26 protein-coding genes and 1 pseudogene are annotated in these 18151 nt (G+C 69.0%); 25 read left to right on the top strand and 2 right to left on the bottom strand.

Annotation, left to right across the window (positions count from 1 at the left end; all coding sequences use genetic code 11):
* Positions 1–126 precede the first annotated feature (126 nt).
* Together IE326_RS27670 and IE326_RS27665 are read left to right on the top strand one after the other, a co-directional pair.
* A complete protein-coding gene (locus IE326_RS27670) occupies positions 127–1992 on the top strand; it encodes a DNA cytosine methyltransferase (RefSeq protein ID WP_190043623.1) in 1866 nt (621 codons plus the stop codon).
* A 626-nt stretch (positions 1993–2618) separates the two neighbouring features.
* Positions 2619–3041 (top strand): annotated as a pseudogene (locus tag IE326_RS27665) (tyrosine-type recombinase/integrase); the annotation flags it as partial.
* Positions 3042–3188: 147 nt separating this feature from the next.
* Here IE326_RS27665 and IE326_RS27660 read toward each other — a convergent pair.
* Both IE326_RS27660 and IE326_RS27655 read right to left on the bottom strand, forming a co-directional pair.
* Positions 3189–4547 carry a hypothetical protein gene (locus IE326_RS27660; RefSeq protein ID WP_229915715.1) on the bottom strand — a complete coding sequence of 453 codons (1359 nt, stop codon included), beginning with the start codon at positions 4545–4547 and terminating at the stop codon, positions 3189–3191.
* A gap of 377 nt (positions 4548–4924) precedes the next feature.
* Complete coding sequence (locus IE326_RS27655; protein ID WP_190043622.1) at positions 4925–5431, bottom strand: helix-turn-helix domain-containing protein; 507 nt, start codon at positions 5429–5431, stop codon at positions 4925–4927.
* Between the two features lie 213 nt (positions 5432–5644).
* Here IE326_RS27655 and IE326_RS27650 point away from each other — a divergent pair, with 213 nt between their 5' ends.
* From IE326_RS27650 to IE326_RS27545, 23 genes are all read left to right on the top strand, one after another.
* Positions 5645–5854, top strand: coding sequence for a helix-turn-helix domain-containing protein (locus IE326_RS27650; protein WP_268983045.1), 210 nt, complete (start codon positions 5645–5647; stop codon positions 5852–5854).
* Positions 5851–6156 (top strand): hypothetical protein, encoded by a 306-nt coding sequence (locus IE326_RS27645; protein ID WP_190043620.1) that lies wholly within the window; start codon positions 5851–5853, stop codon positions 6154–6156. Before IE326_RS27650 ends, IE326_RS27645 begins: the two co-directional genes overlap by 4 nt.
* Before the next feature lie 89 nt (positions 6157–6245).
* Positions 6246–7064: a phage antirepressor N-terminal domain-containing protein gene (locus IE326_RS27640; protein ID WP_190043619.1), complete on the top strand. Its 819-nt coding sequence runs from the start codon at positions 6246–6248 to the stop codon at positions 7062–7064.
* Complete coding sequence (locus tag IE326_RS27635; protein WP_190043618.1) at positions 7061–7321, top strand: hypothetical protein; 261 nt, start codon at positions 7061–7063, stop codon at positions 7319–7321. The genes IE326_RS27640 and IE326_RS27635 overlap by 4 nt, the downstream gene beginning before the upstream one ends.
* The gene (locus tag IE326_RS27630; protein ID WP_190043617.1) at positions 7318–8328 is read left to right on the top strand and encodes a hypothetical protein; all 1011 of its coding nucleotides are present in this window, start codon (positions 7318–7320) and stop codon (positions 8326–8328) included. The genes IE326_RS27635 and IE326_RS27630 overlap by 4 nt, the downstream gene beginning before the upstream one ends.
* Positions 8328–8525 (top strand): hypothetical protein, encoded by a 198-nt coding sequence (locus IE326_RS27625; protein WP_190043616.1) that lies wholly within the window; start codon positions 8328–8330, stop codon positions 8523–8525. The genes IE326_RS27630 and IE326_RS27625 overlap by 1 nt, the downstream gene beginning before the upstream one ends.
* Entirely contained in the window at positions 8522–9130 is a 609-nt protein-coding gene (locus tag IE326_RS27620) for a hypothetical protein (RefSeq protein WP_190043615.1), read from the top strand. Before IE326_RS27625 ends, IE326_RS27620 begins: the two co-directional genes overlap by 4 nt.
* Positions 9131–9215: 85 nt before the next feature.
* Positions 9216–9530 (top strand): hypothetical protein, encoded by a 315-nt coding sequence (locus IE326_RS27615; protein WP_190043614.1) that lies wholly within the window; start codon positions 9216–9218, stop codon positions 9528–9530.
* Positions 9527–9712: a hypothetical protein gene (locus tag IE326_RS27610; RefSeq protein ID WP_190043613.1), complete on the top strand. Its 186-nt coding sequence runs from the start codon at positions 9527–9529 to the stop codon at positions 9710–9712. Before IE326_RS27615 ends, IE326_RS27610 begins: the two co-directional genes overlap by 4 nt.
* A gap of 153 nt (positions 9713–9865) precedes the next feature.
* A complete protein-coding gene (locus tag IE326_RS41085) occupies positions 9866–10111 on the top strand; it encodes a hypothetical protein (RefSeq protein WP_229915714.1) in 246 nt (81 codons plus the stop codon).
* A 94-nt stretch (positions 10112–10205) separates the two neighbouring features.
* The gene (locus IE326_RS41080) at positions 10206–11063 is read left to right on the top strand and encodes a PD-(D/E)XK nuclease-like domain-containing protein (RefSeq protein ID WP_268983044.1); all 858 of its coding nucleotides are present in this window, start codon (positions 10206–10208) and stop codon (positions 11061–11063) included.
* Complete coding sequence (locus tag IE326_RS27600) at positions 11060–11851, top strand: hypothetical protein (protein WP_190043611.1); 792 nt, start codon at positions 11060–11062, stop codon at positions 11849–11851. Before IE326_RS41080 ends, IE326_RS27600 begins: the two co-directional genes overlap by 4 nt.
* A gap of 30 nt (positions 11852–11881) precedes the next feature.
* The gene (locus tag IE326_RS27595; RefSeq protein ID WP_190043610.1) at positions 11882–12256 is read left to right on the top strand and encodes a hypothetical protein; all 375 of its coding nucleotides are present in this window, start codon (positions 11882–11884) and stop codon (positions 12254–12256) included.
* Positions 12253–12423, top strand: a complete 171-nt coding sequence (locus tag IE326_RS27590; protein ID WP_190043609.1) for a hypothetical protein — start codon at positions 12253–12255, stop codon at positions 12421–12423. Before IE326_RS27595 ends, IE326_RS27590 begins: the two co-directional genes overlap by 4 nt.
* Entirely contained in the window at positions 12420–13241 is an 822-nt protein-coding gene (locus IE326_RS27585; protein WP_190043608.1) for a helix-turn-helix domain-containing protein, read from the top strand. The genes IE326_RS27590 and IE326_RS27585 overlap by 4 nt, the downstream gene beginning before the upstream one ends.
* A gap of 47 nt (positions 13242–13288) precedes the next feature.
* Complete coding sequence (locus IE326_RS27580) at positions 13289–14428, top strand: hypothetical protein (protein ID WP_190043607.1); 1140 nt, start codon at positions 13289–13291, stop codon at positions 14426–14428.
* Complete coding sequence (locus tag IE326_RS27575; RefSeq protein ID WP_190043606.1) at positions 14425–15201, top strand: zinc finger domain-containing protein; 777 nt, start codon at positions 14425–14427, stop codon at positions 15199–15201. Before IE326_RS27580 ends, IE326_RS27575 begins: the two co-directional genes overlap by 4 nt.
* A complete protein-coding gene (locus IE326_RS27570) occupies positions 15194–15535 on the top strand; it encodes a hypothetical protein (protein WP_190043605.1) in 342 nt (113 codons plus the stop codon). The genes IE326_RS27575 and IE326_RS27570 overlap by 8 nt, the downstream gene beginning before the upstream one ends.
* A complete protein-coding gene (locus IE326_RS27565) occupies positions 15532–15843 on the top strand; it encodes a zinc finger domain-containing protein (RefSeq protein ID WP_190043604.1) in 312 nt (103 codons plus the stop codon). Before IE326_RS27570 ends, IE326_RS27565 begins: the two co-directional genes overlap by 4 nt.
* Entirely contained in the window at positions 15840–16067 is a 228-nt protein-coding gene (locus tag IE326_RS27560; RefSeq protein WP_190043603.1) for a helix-turn-helix domain-containing protein, read from the top strand. Before IE326_RS27565 ends, IE326_RS27560 begins: the two co-directional genes overlap by 4 nt.
* Before the next feature lie 152 nt (positions 16068–16219).
* Positions 16220–17269, top strand: a complete 1050-nt coding sequence (locus tag IE326_RS27555; protein ID WP_190043602.1) for a DNA cytosine methyltransferase — start codon at positions 16220–16222, stop codon at positions 17267–17269.
* Positions 17270–17346: 77 nt separating this feature from the next.
* Positions 17347–17595 (top strand): hypothetical protein, encoded by a 249-nt coding sequence (locus IE326_RS27550; RefSeq protein ID WP_190043601.1) that lies wholly within the window; start codon positions 17347–17349, stop codon positions 17593–17595.
* 53 nt (positions 17596–17648) lie between these two features.
* Positions 17649–18146 (top strand): hypothetical protein, encoded by a 498-nt coding sequence (locus tag IE326_RS27545; RefSeq protein WP_190043600.1) that lies wholly within the window; start codon positions 17649–17651, stop codon positions 18144–18146.
* The last annotated feature ends 5 nt before the right edge of the window (positions 18147–18151 follow it).

Below are 18151 nucleotides of genomic sequence, written 5' to 3'. Positions count from 1 at the left end.
AGTGAGCTGTCATTCGTGCTCTGCCGCAGGAGAAAACACCAGGTCAGGAGGCCAGGAGACCTTGTCTGGCCGGACGGATGTATGGTCTCCTGGTGCTCGTTGTTGTCATCAAACGGAGGTTGAACAGTGGGGGGTCACTACGGTGTTCCTCTCGAGCGGAGTGACTACCTCAAGCTCGCTCCGCACGAGAACAGCTGTACACCGGAGACCTTCACGAGCTGGCTCGCGGAGCGCGGCGACAACCGGCCCTTGGCCGTTGACCTTTTTTCCGGTGCAGGCGGCCTCAGCCTAGGCATCAAGCAGGCTGGCTGGCAGGTAGCCGCGGCTGTCGATGCTGACGAGCGTGCTTTGGAGACCCACGCCGCCAACTTTCCCGGTCTGAGCCTTCACTTGGACCTTGGGAACCCTGAGCACCGGGAGCGGTTGGTCGAACTGCTTCAGCCGGCTCGTGTTGACCTCGTCGCCGGCGGTCCGCCGTGCCAGCCGTTCAGTAGAGCCGGACGCAGCAAGATCCGCAGCCTGGTGCAGAAGCATGGCAGGGATCCTCACGACCGGCGCAAGGAGCTGTGGGTCGCCTACATCGACATCGTGCTGGCGCTCAGGCCCCGCGCCGTCCTGATGGAGAACGTTCCAGACATGGGGCTCGGAGACGATTTCTTCGTGACGCGCACCATCGAGGAGCGGCTGCAGCAAGAGGGCTATGTCACCCAGGTCCGCCTTGTCGATGCTTGGGCATACGGAGTTCCTCAGCACCGCAAGCGTCTCATCCTTCTTGCACGCAACGATATTGATCGAATCTCGTGGCCTACGCCAGCGAGTAGAAGGACTTCGCTGCGGGATGCGATCGGCGACCTTCCACATATCGGCAAGGGAGAGACCGGCGGTCGCACTCTGGCGTACCGCGAGCTGGGCAGCTTGCCCGCCTTCGCGCAGCAAATGAGAGAGCAGGCGCCGCAGGGAATTGTCTACGATCACATGACTCGGCACGTCAGGCCAGACGATCGGGAGATCTTTGAAGGAATGACTTCCCGGACCCTATACCGGGACATTCCTGAACGCCTACAGCGGTACGACACCGAACATTTCAAAGACAAATACAAGAGACTAGACTGGGACGACCTCAGTCGAACCATCACTGCGCACATCGCCAAGGATGGGTACTGGTATATCCACCCGGAGCAACATCGGACTCTCTCGGTTCGCGAGGCTGCCCGGATCCAAACCTTTCCCGACTGGTTCCGCTTCGCGGGAGTACGCAGTGATGCCTTCCGGCAGATCGGAAATGCTGTTCCTCCGCTGCTCGGACAGGCTGCGGCTGAGGCTTTGCAGCCTGTGGGGAAGGCTGCTCAGTCAAGTGCTCCTTTGAGGGCTCACTGGCTTGACGTGCGCGAGGATCTGACTGTTTGGGCCGAAAAGCAACGTGATACCGAAGCTTGGTTTCATTTCCCGGGACGCGAGATGGGCCCAGTCCAGGCTGCAGTCGCGGCTGCACTGTCCTCGTCGAAGCTGAATGGCGCCGCACTGGCCACTGCAATGAACCTTGTGAAGGGTGAGAAGACTCTAAGAAGGGCCACCTTCACAAAACTCCTGGATCTTGCTTCCACGGACAGGCTTGTCGCTTCGCTGGAGCGGCTTCGACCCCTCGTTGCCAAGTCGGTCGTTTGGCGGGAACCGTTTGAGATCCCGGAGTTGGTGGAATTCAAACCTGCCGAAACTGCGCTGTACCGACTCCTTTTGGAGGAGGATATTCTCCTCGTTGGGCAAGGTCAGATCCGTGTGGCTGCGCGTGTCAACGGCAGCAAGGCAGACAAGTCTAACCGGCTTAGTGATGGTCGGGTAGATCTGTCGAGGTTGATAGGAGCCGGCGAGAGCGCACCCTTGCGGATGGCTGGCATACGTCGAATTGGCATGACCGTCTGTCGCGAGAGTGAGCCTTACTGTACCGACTGTCCACTCCGTCCGTACTGCGCCCAAAGGGCTAATACTTTCTAATCGGACGGTCGCCTCAATCCTGGGCACCTTGAAGTGGCGGTTGCCGTAACCGCCGAGGTCGACGCAGGCACATTGGATTGGAGCTGGAATGGCTCACTGGCCTTGCCCACGGCTAGCGCTGGCTCCTATCCCGTCTGCCGTCGACCCACACCCCGTGGAGCGGGCGCGGGTCCTGGCGTCCAGGTGGAGCGCGCCACTGTACGAACGACCTGGATGCCCGGTGCCGTGTCTGCTCGGCTCTGCCTGGGTCGACGGCAGGCGGGGTGGGAGTTCCCCACCGCTACACCCCACCGGCCGGCACCCGCGTACGGTCCCCTCCCATCCCGGAGCCTGAGCGCCCCCGCCGGAGGCATCGCCTTGAGCCGCGCCCGTGTACTCGCCTCGGCCGCGTCGTGGTTCGTCGCCCATCAACCCGAGCTGTCAGGCGTGCGGTCGGCGGTCGGGCTGGAGCGGGGCGGAGACAGGAGCGCAGGCCCGGGCGACGGGCCGCGCGCGCCGCGCCGTGCGCGGCGGGTGCCTTGATGAAGTAGAGAAACTCTTACCGCGCTGGCCTTGTAGGCCATGGTTCGGCCGACGACCTTCTCGGCCGCCGGGTAAGGGTCGGAGCCCCAGAAGACGTAGGCGCTGACGACTCCAAGGGGCGCCGGCGCAAACAGACGCTTCCCCTTCCCGCGATCTGCGTCGCTCCCCTGCGGTGGCAGCGCCTCAAGCAGGCCGCCGCCCGCGAGCGTGCCGGGGAGAAGTGGACGGAGACCGGGTACGTCTTCACCACCCGCACCGGCCAGCCCATCGAGCCGCGCAACCTCTACCGCTCGTTCACCCGCGTCGCCAAGAACGCCGGTCTCCGCGTCGTCCGGCTGCACGACGCCCGGCACGGTACGGCGACGCTCCTCACCGCCGCCGGCGTCCCGCCCCGCGTCGTGATGGAGATCCTCGGACACAGCCAGATCGCCGTGACGATGAACGTCTACACGCACGTCGTCCAGGACACGCAGCGGGAGGCCGTGAGCCACGTGGATCGGCTGCTCAGGAGCCGTCCCCGGTCGTGATCGACCGTCCCCGTTGATGTCAGAAGTGGATGTCAAAGGCCCCGGACCATGATCGGTCCGGGGCCTTTGTGCTGGTGGGCGCGGACGGTTTCGAACCGCCGACATCTGCTTTGTAAGAACCGGCCTGCTGGGGCACTTAGCCCCTGGTCATGCAACCATCGAAGCCTCTCCGAAGATCGTTTGGGGGATATTTGTGGGACGGCCTCCCTTGGGGGGCTTAACCAGGTCCACCCTCCCCCACAGCGCCTTCCATCCGAGGTTACCCATCGCACGCTCATAGATAGCCTGCAGGCCGTCGAGACGCTCCTGCCGCATCGCCGGCGTCGGGTGCTGATACACGGCCTTGATGCCCGGCCTGCGGTGTCCGGCCTGCTCGTACATCAGCGCGGGCCTGACGCCGATCTGGTCCTGGTAGGTGTCGTGCGTGTGCCGCAGGGCGCGCATCGTGAGCCCCGGCATGATCGGGTCCCAGCCCGGCCGCTCGGCCCTTCCCCGCGTCTTCGTCAGCGCGGGCCGCCCGTCCGCCGCGGGCCGCAGCTGCGCCGAGCTGAAGTTCGAGCGCCGCCACAGCGCCCCGGACGGCGTGCAGAAGATGTGCTCGTGCGGCCAGTCCGCCAGGTGTGCGCGCAGCAAGGCCGCCAGGAACGGCGGCACGTCCACGTCCCGCGCGCGGGTCTCGTTCTTCGGCGGCTCCAGCCGGAGCACGATGCCGGTCTTCTTCCCGTCGTCGTCGCGGCCCTCGTACTCGGCCAGCTCGCCCACATCGGGGTCGACCCGGATCACAGGGCAGGTGAAGAAGCCGCCGTCGTGGGGCTGCCGGCGCGTGAGCAGCACGTTGCGCCGATGCAGGGCGGCGGTCTCTCCCCAGCCGAGGCCGGTGAAGGCTGCGGTCAGGATGTGCAGGCCGACAGCGGGGCCCAGGCGGTCGGCGATCCGCAGTACGACCTCCGGCTGTGCCCACTTCTCCTCGTCGGTCTTGCGCGGCTTCGCAACGGCCGGTGCGCCGACCCCGGCAGTGCGGCGGGTCCTGCGCCGGGCATACAGCGGGTTGACCGTGAGCTTCTTGGCGTCCACGGCGCCGGTCAGGATCGACGACATGAGGCTGACCGCATGGCCGGAGGTCACGTCGTCGCAGGGCAGGCGCTGCTGCCAGGCATCCACGTCGAACCAGTTGATCTGGTTCAGGGGGACATGCTCCCACTTGGGGAAGATGTGCTGTTCGAGGAGGTTCCAGCGCTTGCCCATGGTGGCGCCGCGCTTGGGCTTGGCCTTCATCCAGGTCCGTGCGAACTCGCCGAACGTGGTCCGCTGCAGGGCTGGATCGATCCAGCGGCCGGTGCGGATGAGCGCCTCTTGCGCTTCTCCCCACTCCTCCGCGGTCTTCTTGGTGGGGAACCCGGGCTCACTGCCCCAGGTGCCGTCAGGCCGCTTATAGCGCGCCCGCCACGTGTACTGCTTGGTCTGCTTGCCGTTGCGGACCTTGTAGACCTTCTCCGCGTGGGCCATCAGCACCCCCTCGTCCGGTGTCGTCGTGGATCATCTTGGGCCAGGCAGCGTGCTGTTGCATGCCTAAGCGCACGGGACGGCCGTGGCGAGGGAGGGAGAACCGGGACGCTCGGCGAGCGCCTGGTTGACGAGAGCGGCGCCGGCTTCGGTGAGCCGGCCGCCGCTAGTGAGGGATCGCGCGGCGTAGACCTTGGTGTGGGACTCACGGGAGTCCACCCACACCGTTACTCCGAGCGGCAGATCGTCGACGCAGAAGACATGGACACACATCGGCACCCCACTTGTCCGATTGGTGGCCCCCAACGTCAGCGCCCAGTCATGCAACCACACTTTTGGGTCACATGTGGAGAGGATGTAGAAACTGACTCTAGATCAGGCTACGGGGCGTCAGTGGCGCCGTCGCGGTAGTCGATCTCCAGCAGCTGGCCCTGCGCCTTGCGCCATGCTTCGAGGCTCCGCTCGATCTCCTCGACGCTCGCCCCCGGCTTGCCCTTCACGACGACGACCATGCTCGCGTCCTCGCCGAGCGGGATGACTGCGGTGTCGAGCAGGTCGCCCTTGCCCTTGAGTTCATGGACGATCCGGAGCGGCAGGCCTGCGTCTACCGGCGCCCCCGCGTCGGCCGCCGGGGCTGGGGCGCCCTTGAGGGTGGGTTCGCCGCCGTCGAGGACGCTTTCGATGGAGCCTTCCGCCCAGCCGACTCGCGCGGCGTAGGCGCGCATGCTCGGGGTGGGCTTCTTGTACTCGTTGCCGGCCTCGATGAGCTGGATGACGGATCGGCCGACTCCGATCTCCTCCGCCATCTGCTCCTGGGTGAGGGCGATGGCGGGAGACTTGCGGGCGTCTCCGAGTGCCTTTCCGAGGCGGGTCCAGTCGCGGTCCATGTGGTCATGATGCCCTAAGTCCATGCAACCGCGAAGCCCGGATCCCATGCTTTGACCTGCACTTAAGTAAACATTTCAAGCACCGCCGGTTGCATCGACACGTTGGCATATGCCGCGTAGCACCCCTGTCACGGCGTGCCACGCATGGATTCCATGCATTCAATGTAGGCAGCCTGCTTGCACGAGTAGCGATCCTGCGCCTACATTCTGGGTGTGACGCCAGACGGACCCGCAATACGGCGGGTACGCAAGGCCCAGAACATGAGCCTGCGCACCCTCCAGCAGCTGACCGGACTCGACCGCGGATACCTCTCACGCATGGAACGTGGGCTCATCTGCAGGTCGGCGGACCACCGGGTCCGAACCATCGCCGACGCGCTTCAGGTGAAGCCGGCGGCCATCACCCAAGAGGAGAAGACGTGACCGCCCAGCCGGTGCAGACCAAGGCACGGAAGGCCACGCGACGCACGCTGACCAGCATCAGTGAGATCAAGACGGCCGCCGAGGCCGAGCTCGTCCGGTGGACGCCGGAGGAGGTGATCGACGCGAAGCTGCTGCCGTACAAGAGCGCCCGGGTGCTCAAGCAGAAGTGCTACAGCCGCGAGGTCTTCCACCACAACGACGGCGGCCGCATCACCTTCACGATCGACGACATTCGCCGCCAGAACGAGCACATGGCCGTGGTGCCCGAGAAGACCCGCCGGGCCACCGCCCTCGCCGCCTAAGCGCGGTATGCGGGCCGCCGCCGGAGGTCAGAGCCCGACGGCCGGCCCTAGATCCACCCTCGCCATCCAGACAAGAGAAGGGCAGACCCTTGCCTACATCATCCCCCGAGTCGCGGCAGGTCGTGAAACTCGACCTCTCGGTCGGCTCCATCCACACCACCATGGTCGACGGCCACCCGCACATCGTGCTCAAGCCGGCCGTCGAAGAGCTCGGGCTCAGCTACCCCGCCCAGTACCGCAAGCTCCAGACCCGCTCTTGGGCCTCCGTTGCTCAGAGGGCAATGCAGGTCCCCGGCGACGACCAGACCCGCACGCACACCACGGTCACGGTCCGCACGTTCTTGATGCTGCTGGCGACCGTGAACGAGAACAAGGTCGCCGAGTCCGCCCGCCCGACGCTGGTCGCGTTCCAGAACGAGACCGCGGACGCGATCGAGGCGTACTGGACGCAGGGCGGCGCGATCAACCCGCGTGCCACCGAAGAGCAGCTCGACTCCCTGATCTCCCGCGCGAAGCAGCAGGCCGAGATCCTGTCGATCCTGTCGGGCATCGTCGCCCCCGACTGGCTGGAGATGAAGGGCCGCCTCGTCGCCGCCCGCGCCCTCGGCGAGGAGCCGGAGATCGACCCCCTCGACGTGCCGCTGTACGTGCCCGACTTCCTGAAGGACAAGGGCCTGAAGCGGAAGCAGATCGAGTCGGTGCAGTCCTGGTTCGGCCGCCGCGCCGCCGCCCTGTACGAGGCCGAGCACGGTGAGAAGCCGGGACGCCGGCAGGCAGACCTGCCGAACGGATCGGTCCGTGAGACCTACGCCTGGACGGCCCGCCACCTGCCCCTGTTCGAGGAGACGTGGGACCGCTTCTACGCGAGCCAGTACCCGACCCAGCTCAGCCTCGGCGGTGCAGCGTGATCACCTTCCGACTTGCTTCCGTCCCGATGCCGCACCGGGTCGCCGAGATGGTGCTGGCCGCCATGCCGGAGCCGGTCTGCCAGGCCGTGATGGAGACGGAGGACGCCCTCCGCGAGATCGGCCGGCTCCGCCCGCTGGCCTCCGCCGACGACCGCGTCGACTTCGAGGCCGAGCTCGGCCGCCTCGCCGCCGCGAACAAGACGCTGGCCGCCCACCACCCGAACCTGATCGTCGCCCCCTGGGAGCGTGCCGCATGAACGCCCGTGAAGACGCCGTGCAGGCGTTCGTGAATGGTGGCTGGTCGGAGCAGATCGCCCGGGAGATCGTCGCGTCGGTCCGTGCCGAGGCGCTGGCCGAGCGGGACGCGCAGACCGTTTCGTGGCTCGGGAAGAAGGCCGGGGAGTTCGGCCGGTCGAACCGGGAGAACCGGGCGGCGTCGGACGCGGTGGCCCGGATGGCCGACAAGCTGTCGCGTGGCGCGGTCCGTGACGACGAGACCGGGGTGTCGGAGCTGTACCGACTGAAGGCCGAGAACAACCAGCTGCGGGCCCAGGTTGCCGAGGTCTGCGGACAGCGTGACGCCTGGCACGACTGGGCCGACACCCTCGCCTACAAGGTCGCTCCGGTCGAGGTCCTCGGTAGGCACGGAGATGAGGGCAAGTTCCCGTGGGATGACGCCCTGAAGCTGATCACCCCGGCTGCCGAGGTGCAGCGGCTGCGTGAGGAGCGGCACTCGACGAACGAGGCCCTCGACGACGCGGTCCGGGAGGCGGCTGAGCTGCGGGCCCGGGTCGCCGAGCTGGAGGCCGAGCAGGTCGAGCTGGTCGCCCGTGCCTCTCGTGTCGCCGTCTCACACGAGCACTTCATCCAGGATCACAGCGACCCGGGCACCGAGGCGCTGGCGGCACAGTACGAGCTCATCAACTGGCTGGCCCGATCCGAGCACCACGCTGGCCTCCCGCTGAACCCGGTTGAGACTGCTCTCCGCGTTGTGCTGGCGGAGCTCGACAAGTACGACGAGAACGTCACCCCGGGCGAGCTGCGCGCCGTCATCGCCAAGGCGTTGCCTCGCGAGGACATGTCGGACCGCCGCCGCCGGATCTACGTCGATGGCCACGGTGACGGCTGGATCGACCAGTCTGTGACCTCGGACGGCACGCACTGGCTGGTGCAGCTTTCCAGCATGGCGGCGGGCGGCTCGGAGCCCGCCCTCGCCATCACCAAGCGCACCGGCTCCCTCCGCGAGATCGGCAGGTGCTGGTGATGACCGCCGCCGACATCGCCCGCCTGGACGTCCCGCTGTCCGATCTGCTGGCGGCTCTCCGCTCCGGCTGTCTCGCCGAGCAGGCCCACCAGATGGACCCGTTCGATGCCGCGTTCGCCCGCCTCGCCTGCGAGCACGGCGACCGCTGCTCCACCCCCGACACCTACCCCACGTGGACGCCCGGGAGGGCCTCGTGAGCGACACCAAGTCCGCCCTCCGATTCGCCGAGGACGTTGCCGAGCACGAGCTGGAGATCGTCCTCGACCAGGGCGTGCACCGGCACCTGCGCTTCAAGGCCCCCGACCACAGCTTCTACTGGTTCGAGATCGTCACCTGGCCCGGCAGCCTCGTCATCCGCGGCGACGTCAGCGACCACGCGTTCTCCCAGCAGACCACGTACATGCTCAGCCTCGCCGAGGACATGCTGCCGTACTTCCGCGGCAACGGCCTCAACCCGTCGTACTGGGCGCAGAAGGTCCGCGGCGGCGAGGGCGTCACCCGCTTCTCGTCCGATGCGTTCCGCCGGCAGGTCGTCGAGGAGCTCAAGACCTACGGCGCCGACTCGAAGCTGATGGCGGCTGTCCGCGAGGAACTGCTGGAGGGCTTCTCCTTCGGCGGCGAAGAAGCCGCCCGCGAAGCCCTGGACTCCTTCAGCTTCGGAGACTTCCGCTTCCACGACATCTTCGAGTGGGACCTGACTGAGCCCACGCCGCAGTTCCTCTGGTGTCTCCGCGCGATCTTGTGGGGCATCGCCCGCTACGACGAGGTCAAGGCCGAGATCGCCGCCGAGGCTGCCTCGTGACCCGGGCCTGGCTGCAGCTCGCCGCCACCACCGCCGGTTCCCTCTTCCTGCTGGCCCTCGGCCGCCACCTCAACCGGAGTCCCCGATGACCGACTGGCTCAACGAGATCAAGGACCGTGCCGACGCCGCGACCGACGGCACCTGGTGCATCGAGTACGACGGCGCCACCTACAGCATCACCGGCGACCCCGCGGCCGGCACCGCCATCTGCACGATGACCAACGAGGCCGGCCTCGACGGCGCCGCCCAGACGTGGGCCGACGCCCACTTCATCGCCCGGGCCCGTACCGACATCCCCCGGCTCCTCGACTGGATCGACCAGTTGCAGGCCGAAGTCGACAGCCTGCGCGCGGAGAAGGACCAGCTGCGGCAGGTGCTCATCAGCGGAGCTGCGGCGTGAACGGCTACCTGCGCTGCCCGGCGCCCCACTGCACGCACCACACGACCGGCGCCAACCGCGAGACCGCGGCCGAGACCATGACCGACCGCCTCATCCGCGTCCACGGCCTGCCGGAGGTGTCGGCCAGCTACCAGGCCGACCTGCTCCTCCCCATCACCACCAACCCGCAGGCCGCCGCCTGAACTCGCCGGGCCGGCGGTGACCCGACCCGCAGGCCCGGCGCCCAAGCCACCCAGACCGGCGCGTCGAGCCCTCCCCCCGGCTCCGCGCCAGCCAGGCCGCCCCAAGCCCCCAGCGCGGGGCGGCCTGGGCCCCAAGCCATCAAGGAGCCCTTCATGGACCACGCCATCACTCCGGAAGTCGCCAACCATGTCCTGGCCCACTACGGCCGCGGCGGCTACCAGGCCGGCAGCTTCACCGAGCAGATCATCAAGGCCATCGACATGGCCGACGTCGACAACCGCGACAAGCTCGCCCACGGCTTCCCCGGCTACGTCGCCGCCGTCGTCGCCATCCAGTACGACCCCAACGGCGTGGCCCACCTCAAGGCCATCGCGGCCGGCGAGCAGGTGGCGGCGTGATCACCTGCCCCTGCGGCGACACCGCCGGCCCGTTCGTCCGCACTCCCCAGGGCGCGCGCTGCGAGGACTGCGCCGACACCGAAGGCGGCCAGCAGTGACCGCGGCGGCAGGAGCCCCCGAGCTGGGCCTGCACACCGACCTGTCCAACGAGGCCTACCACGCCGACAAGACCAGCCTGTCCTCGTCCGGCGCCCGGAAGCTCCTGCCGCCGTCCTGCCCCGCCAAGTTCCGCCACGAGCAGGACCACCCCCAGCCCGCCACCAAGACCTTCGACTACGGCAACGCCGCCCACAAGGAAGTCCTCGGCAACGGACCCGAACTCGTCCTCGTCGACCACGACCTGTGGAACACCGACGCCATCCGGGCCGAAGTCGCCGCCATCCGCGAAGCCGGCGGGATCCCGCTCAAGCGCCACGAACTCGACATGATCAAAGCGATGGGTGAGGCGCTCCTCTCCAACCCCCTCGCCGCCGCCCTCCTCGACCCCGCCTCCGGGGCCCCCGAACAGTCTGGCTTCTGGCTCGACGGCCCCACCGGCATCCGCCGCCGCGTCCGCTTCGACTGGCTCCCCACCGGCCAGTCCGGCCGGCTGATCATCCCCGACTACAAGACGTCGGACGACGCCAGCGAGGACGCCTTCCAGAGGGCGGTCGCGAAGTACGGCTACAACATGCAGGCCGCCTGGTACGAGGAGGCCGCGCAGGTCCTCGGCCTCGGCGGTGACGACACCGAGCTCCTGTTCATCGTGCAGGAAAAGAAGCCGCCCTACCTGGTGAACGTCATCGGCATCGACTACTTCGCCCGCGAGATCGGCCGCGCCAAGAACCGGGCCGCCATCGAGACCTTCGCCGACTGCATGGAGACCGGGGTGTGGACCGGCTACGGCGACGAGCCGAACTACGTGTCCCTCCCCGGCTGGACCGAGAACCGCGACAAGGAGACCTACCTGTGAACGCCCCCAGCCCCAGCCCCGCCAGCCGCATCGGCCAGTCGACGGCGATCGAGATGTCGCGGGCCGAAGCCGAAGTGAAGGCCGCGGTCTTCATCGCCCAGCAGAACCCGCGCAACATCGAGAACGCGCAGAACGAGATGCGGTTCGCCTGCCGCCAGTACGCGCTCGCCGAGAAGGCGTTCTTCTCCTACCCGAAGGCCGGCGAGACCGTCAGCGGCCCCTCCATTCACCTGGCCCGCGAGCTCGCCCTGATCTGGGGCAACGTCCAGCACGGAACGATGGAGCTGTCCCGCGACACGGTCCTCGGCCAGTCCGAGATCCTCGCCTACGCCTGGGACCTCCAGCGCAACTCCCGCTCGTCGCAGATCTTCATCGCCCCGCACGTCCGCGACACCCGGAAGGGGAAGAAGGACCTCACCGACCTGCGGGACGTGTACGAGAACAACGCGAACCTCGGCGCCCGCCGGCTCCGCGAGGCGATCTTCGCGATGCTGCCGGCCTGGTACACGGCCGAAGCCATCACGATCTGCCAGGAGACCCTCGCAAAGGGCGACGGGACCTCCCTGGAGCAGCGGATCCAGCAGGCCATCGACAGCTACAAGCGGGTCGGCGTCACGGTGCAGCAGCTGGAGACGAAGGTCGGCTACCCGCGGGCCCGCTGGGACGAGGCCGACATCGCAAACCTCCAGGTCGTCTTCCAGTCCGTCGCCAAGGGCGAGATGAGCCGCGACGAAGCGTTCCCGCCGCCCCGCATCACCGCCGCCGAGATCACTGGCCAGCAGCAGTAGCCACCCCACCCCGACCGGAAGGACTCTGCCATGACCCGCCGCCTTTCCCCGGCTGAGCGTCTCGCCTCCGCCGAGAAGGACCTTCTGCTCGAAGACATCGCCGACCAGTCGAGCTGGGATCGGTTCCTCGTCGAGCAGGCCGTCTACCACTTCGGCACCCGCCACAGCGAGTTCTCGGCGAACGACCTGCGCGACGTCCTGCCCGAGCTCGCCCACGGCTTCCTCGGCGCCGCGATCAACAGCCTGCGGACCGCCGGCGTCATCGAGCACACCGGCCGCGTCGTGCCCTCCACTCTGGCCTCCACCCACGGTCACCGGCTCGGAGTCTGGCGGCTGAGCGTCAAGGGTCTCGTCATAGCCGAGCAGCGCCGGGCCCGGGGCCAGCAGCCGCAGGCCGCCGCGTGAGGCGCCGGCCGTGGGTCCAGCGGGAGATCGCCGCCTCCTGGATCCTCATCGACCTCCGCCGCTGGCAAGCCGACCTCCGCACCCGGCAGGCCATCACCGATCTCAACACCTGCCACGCCCTGTGGAACCTCCCCGCACGACAGCCCCGGAAGGAGACCGGACAGTGACCAACCGCAAGCGACAGGGACATGGAACCCGCGGCTGCTACCAGCGAGGCTGCCGTATCCCCGAATGCCAGCGCGCCAACTACCGGTACAGCAAGCAGCTTGGCGTGGATCACGCGCAGGGGGTGTTCCGCGAGCAGGACGCCACTCAGGCCCGCGAGCACATGGAGAAGCTCTTCGCCCTGAAGTGGCGCCAGGCCGATGTCTCTCGCGCCACGGGCATCTCCCGCTCGCTCATCAGCCTCCTCGCCAACGGCCAGAAGGCCACGAGCGCGGCCAACGTAGCCGCCATCCTGGCCATTCCGATCGGCCGCGTTGTCCGACCCGGCGCCCAAGCCCGCGTGCCCGCAGTCGGCTCGATGCGTCGGCTCCGGGCGCTGGCCACCTTGGGCCACACGTGGAAGGTCATTGCGCTCCAGACCGGTATCACCGACGACCGGCTCGGCGACATGGCCCGCGGACGCCTCAACGAAGTGCGTCCTGAAGAGGCACAGTCCATCGCGCGCGTCTACCGGCGCCTGTGCAACGTCAAGGGGCTGTGCGCCCAGGTTGCCAGCTGTGCCGTCGGCAAGGGCTGGCACGGCCCGCTCGCCTGGGACGACATCGACGACCCCGCGGCCAAGCCGGAGACGTGCAAGCCGTACCGGCCGATCGCCAAGGGCGGCCGCGACTCGATGCGACGGCAGGAGATCCAGCACCTCCTCAGCTGCGGAGAGTCCGTGACCTCCATCGCCAAGCGGATGCGCGCCAACGAGAAGTACATCAACGACCTCGCCCGCGAGGGACTCGACGGCGGCAGCCAGTACGAAGCCGCGGCATAGCTGCCGCCTAGACCACCCACCCTCTTCATCCAGGAAGCAGACCTCCCATGGCACGTGGCCACGGCCGGATCCTCTCCAGCATCTGGGAGGACGACGACTTCATCTCCCTCGACGAGCAGCAGCAGCGGCTGTTCTTCTTCCTCATCTCCCAGCCCAACCTGAACCACGCCGGCCTGCTCCCGCTCACCCTGCGCCGCTGGTCCCGCAAGGCCCGGGGGCTCACCTCGCTGGAGCTGGAGAAGCGCCTGGACGCTCTGGAGGCCGGACGCTTCGTCGTCATCGACGAGGACACCGAGGAGCTCCTCATCCGGTCCTTCGTCCGCAACGACCGCGTCTACAAGCAGCCTCGGGTCATGGGTGCCATGGTGTCCGACGCCCTGGAGATCTCCTCGAAGCACCTGCGGAGGGCACTCCTCGACGAGATGGACCGGATTCCGCTCGACGAGCTGAGCGACGAGCCGACGAAGTACCGCGGCGAGGATGGGCCGTCGATCCGGGCCCAGATCGCCTCGCACATTCAGGACCTTCGCAAAGCCTTCGGGGACATCACCCCAGACCCCTCCGGAAGGGGTTCCGTACCCCCCTCGGCAACCCCTTCCGGAACCCCTTCGGCAACCCCCTCCGATACCCCTTCCGAAGGGGGTGCCGAGGGGGGTCCGAGACCCTCTACGCGCGGGCGCGCGGGCGCGTCACGCGCGCATTCCCCTTCCCCTTCCCCTTCCCCTACCCCTACCCCAGCCCCGGAAGAGAGAGGGGTGGCGGAGGAGGTCGGGCAGAGCGAAGTCATCGTCATCACCGAAGCCGACTTCGTCGGAGCGGCAGAAGCCGCCCCCGGAGCCGAAGCCGAAACGGTCAGCGCCCAGACGATCGTCGGCGAATGGCTGAGCCGAGTGAACAAGCGGCCCCCGAGCAACGTCATCGGCCAGACCAGCAAGCAGATCAAGAAGCTCCTCGACGAAGGCATCGAGCCGGACGACATCCGGGCCGGCCTCAGCCGCTGGATGAGCAAGGGCTCCGCCCCCTCCGCCATCCCCAGCTTCGTCAACGAAGCCATGAACGCCTCCCCCCAGCGCACAGCCAACGTCTTTCAGCTGCCCACCGGCCAGCCGCTCGTCGGCACCGACGCGAAGGTCGCTGGCTGGCTGGCCCTCGCCGAACAGCTCCGCCAGGAAGGAGACCCCGCATGAACGCCGACGAGGCCGCCGAACTCCTCGGCCACTGCTCCGGCTTCGACAACCGACAGCCCTCCATCGTTGCCGCCAAGTCGTGGGCCTCGGCCCTGTACGACGTGCCCCTCGACAACGACACCAAGGCCGCTGTCGCCGCCTACTACACGACCCCGCCGCAGAACCCGAACGAGCGTCTGTGGATCTTGCCGCACCACGTCCGCACCCTGCGCGCCAAGCTCCGCGACGCCCGGCTGGAGAACTTCCAGTACGAGCCGCCCGCCGGAGAGCTCGACCCGAACTACCTCGCCCGCCTCCGCGGCCAGCGCCACGCCATCGCCTCCGGCCGCATCCCCGCTCCCACCCGGGCGCCCATGCTCGAAGGCGGGCCGTCGAAGGAGTTCATGCGCGAGCTGGAAGCCCGCGGCTGGCAGGGCAATCGCACTGTCCCCGACGAGGACGTCTCCGCCGGCTCCCTGGCCGACACCGTCCGTCGGGCCGGGCCCCTCGGCGTTGAGTGCCCCGCCTGCTCCGCCGCCCTCGGCCGGCCGTGCCACTCCGGCCTGGCCACCGCCAAGCACCCCCTTGGCAAGCCGCTCGCCAAGCCCCACACCGCACGCATCCGGGTCGCCGCCGGCGAGCCCCCGCCCGACATGGCGCGGCAGGCAGCTGAGGAGGACCGGATCCGCGAGGCGTCCCGGCTCGCCCTGGAGCGGATCAAGGCCGAGCAGGCCGAACGCAAAGCCGCGGAAGCCCAGCTCGAAGACGACGCCCAGGAGGTCTCCGGTGAGTGACGACATCACCCCCGACGACATCGCCGCGATCCGCAAGGAGGACGGCGGGCTCCGCGCCCTGATGCGGGCCCAGATCGCCATCGGTAGGGCCCGGCAGCAGGTGCCCGCCCAGAAAACCGCCAGAAGGCCCACAGGGCGCCCGCCCGGCGCCTGGCCCACCGGAACCACCCCCAAGCCCCAGCAGCCCGTCCAGTACCCGCCAGGGGCCTGGGAAGCCGCCCTCGGCGAGTACCGCGAATGGCTCCGCACCGCCGACCACCCCGAGTTCATGGACGAAGGCCAGACCTGCGGCTGCACCGGCTGCACCCCGCTCACCCAGAAGGAGGACCAGTGACCATCCGCCCCAACGCCCCCATGCCCGACGGCCTCCGGCACTTCATGCGCGCCGGCCAGCACCCCGCCCGCGCCGTCGCCTGCCCCCACTGCGGTGCCGCCGAACACCGGCCCTGCCGCATCCCCTCCAGCGGCCGCGTCCTCAACCGGCCCCACCCGCAGCGCATCTCCGTCTGGGCTGAAGCCACCGCCGTCTGCCCCCACTGCCAGGTCGCCCCCGGCACCCCCTGCCACACCGACGGCATCCCGCTCCCCGGCGCCGAGGTCCACGCCCGCCGCTACCTCGAAGCCGAGGAGATGGCCGCTTGAGTACGAGAGACGCCATCGCCGCCCTCGTCCGCGACGGCCACTCCGACGCCTCCATCGCCCTCCGCCTCGGCTGCGACCGCAGCACTGTCGGCAAGACCCGCCGGGCCCTCGACAAGGAGACCGGCCGGCGCGTCGACGACTACCGGCCCAAGCGAATGCCGACCTCGCCCGCACAGCAGGCCGCCAACCGGGCCCGACTCCTCGAAGCCCTCAAAGCCGCCTGAACGCAGACGGGACGCCCCCGAGGTAAGCGGGGGCGTCCCACCCCGACCCTACCCGCGAAGGAGCCCGCCGTGCCCGACCACGACCGCGCCACCCGCGTCGCCACCTACCTCGCCACCGCCGGCTGGACCACCACACCCGCCCAGGAGAACCCGTGACCCGCCCCGTCGACATCGTCGACCTGTTCGCCGGACCCCGCGGCTGGTCCGAGGGCCTTCGCCTCCTCGGCCTGCGCGACATCGGCCTCGAATGGGACACCTCCGCCTGCCGTACCGCAGCCGCCGCCGGCCACCTCACCGTCCAGACCGACGTAGCCCTGTACCCCACGGGCCCGTTCGCCGGCCGCACCACCGGCTTCATCGCCTCCCCGCCGTGCCAGGCATGGTCCCGCGCCGGGAAGCGCGGCGGCCTCCAGGACCAGCCCCTCGTCCACCAGGCCGTCGAAGACCTCGCCCATGGCCGCGACACCCGAGCGGTGCTGCGGACCGCGTGCCAGGACGAGCGGAGCATCCTCGCCGCCGAACCCATGCGCTGGCTGTACGACCTGCGCCCCGAATGGGTGTGCATGGAGGAAGTCCCCGACGTCCTCCCCCTGTGGCAGCAGTACACCGTGTACCTGCGCGGCTGGGGCTACAGCGTGTGGACCGGGATCCTCAACGCCGCCGACTACGGCGTCCCCCAGACCCGGCGCCGCGCCATCCTCATCGCCTCCCGCACCCGGCACGCCACCGCCCCCGACCCCACGCACACCCAGCACCCGGGCGACACCCTGTTCGGCAGCAGCCTGCCCCGCTGGATCACCATGGCCGAGGCCCTCGGCTGGGGCTACACCCAGCGCCCCGCACCCACCGTCACCGGGGGCGGCGCGAACACCGGCGGCGCCGAACCGTTCGGCAACGCCACCCGCCAGGCCATGCGCGCCGCCATGAACGACCCCACCCACTGGGCCTGGCGCCAGCCCTCCCGCACCATCTCCGGCACCGTCGGCCACGTCGGCGGCAAACAGGCCGGCGGACACCTCGGCCTGGAGCCCGAAGAAGGCGCCGTCCTCCAGTCCTTCCGCCGCGACCACCCGTTCCACGGCAACAAGGGCCAGCGGTCCCTCCAGATCGGCAATGCCGTCCCGCCCCGTCTTGGCGCGCATGTCGTCTCCGCGGCCACCGGCATTGCTGTCCCCGAGCACGCCGTCGCGGTCGCCGCCTGACCCGCCCCCGGTCCCGCTCGCAGGCCACGCGAGCGGGACCACCCCCAGCATCCCAACCACCACCAGGAGCAGCAGCCATGACCGAGCAGCCCGCCCGCAGGCTCACCGTCACCCTCGACTCTGCGAGCCGAGACCGCGAGTTCCCCGTTCACCAGATCAGCCTCAACGCCGTCGACGACGAGGGCAACGGCCACGGCTACCGGCTCATGGGCCCGAAGTACGCCGGCCGGTCCAGGAACCTGCTCACCGCCGACCTCGACGAGCGCGACGCCAACGAGATCCGCGCCCTCCTCGACGAGGTCTTCCCGCCGCGCCCCTCCGCCTGACCCCCAGCCGTCGGGCCGTCCTCCGGGACGGCCCCCACCACCAGGAGCCCACCATGACCGACCGCCTTTCCCTCGACGACGCCCTCACCGCCGGACTTCGGTGGCTGTACGAGACCGAGCAGCCCGCCGACGCCTGGATGCACCACCACAGCCAGCAGATCCCGATCGCCGGGAATCGGTTCCTCGCCTTCGCACCGACCAGCACCGTCGCACTGCCCATCGTTGTCATCGGAGTGACGAAGCCGGCGTGGAAGGAGGGCCCCCACGGCGACATGGTCCCGGGCAACCCGCTCACGCCCGCCGAGTTGCCGGGCCTGGCCACCGAGCTGGAGCGACGCGGGTACGCCGTCCGCTCCACCTGGAACGGGTTCCCGGGTCCCACCGGCAGCGTCGGCCTCGTCCGGCCCGCGCACCCCAGTCAGGTCGCCGCAGTCGACCGGTACCGGGCGGGATGCCAGGAGCACCCGGCGCGAAGCGTGTTCTGCGAGTGCGACGCCTGGCGAGCCGGGTTTGACCGCGCGGTCCTGCCGCGCCCGCTCGTCTCCGCCTGACCCTC

Origin of the sequence: Streptomyces filamentosus (genome assembly GCF_014654895.1) — a bacterium.
GTDB classification, from domain to species: Bacteria; Actinomycetota; Actinomycetes; order Streptomycetales; family Streptomycetaceae; genus Streptomyces; species Streptomyces filamentosus.
This window is presented reverse-complemented; position numbering and strand designations above follow the sequence as displayed.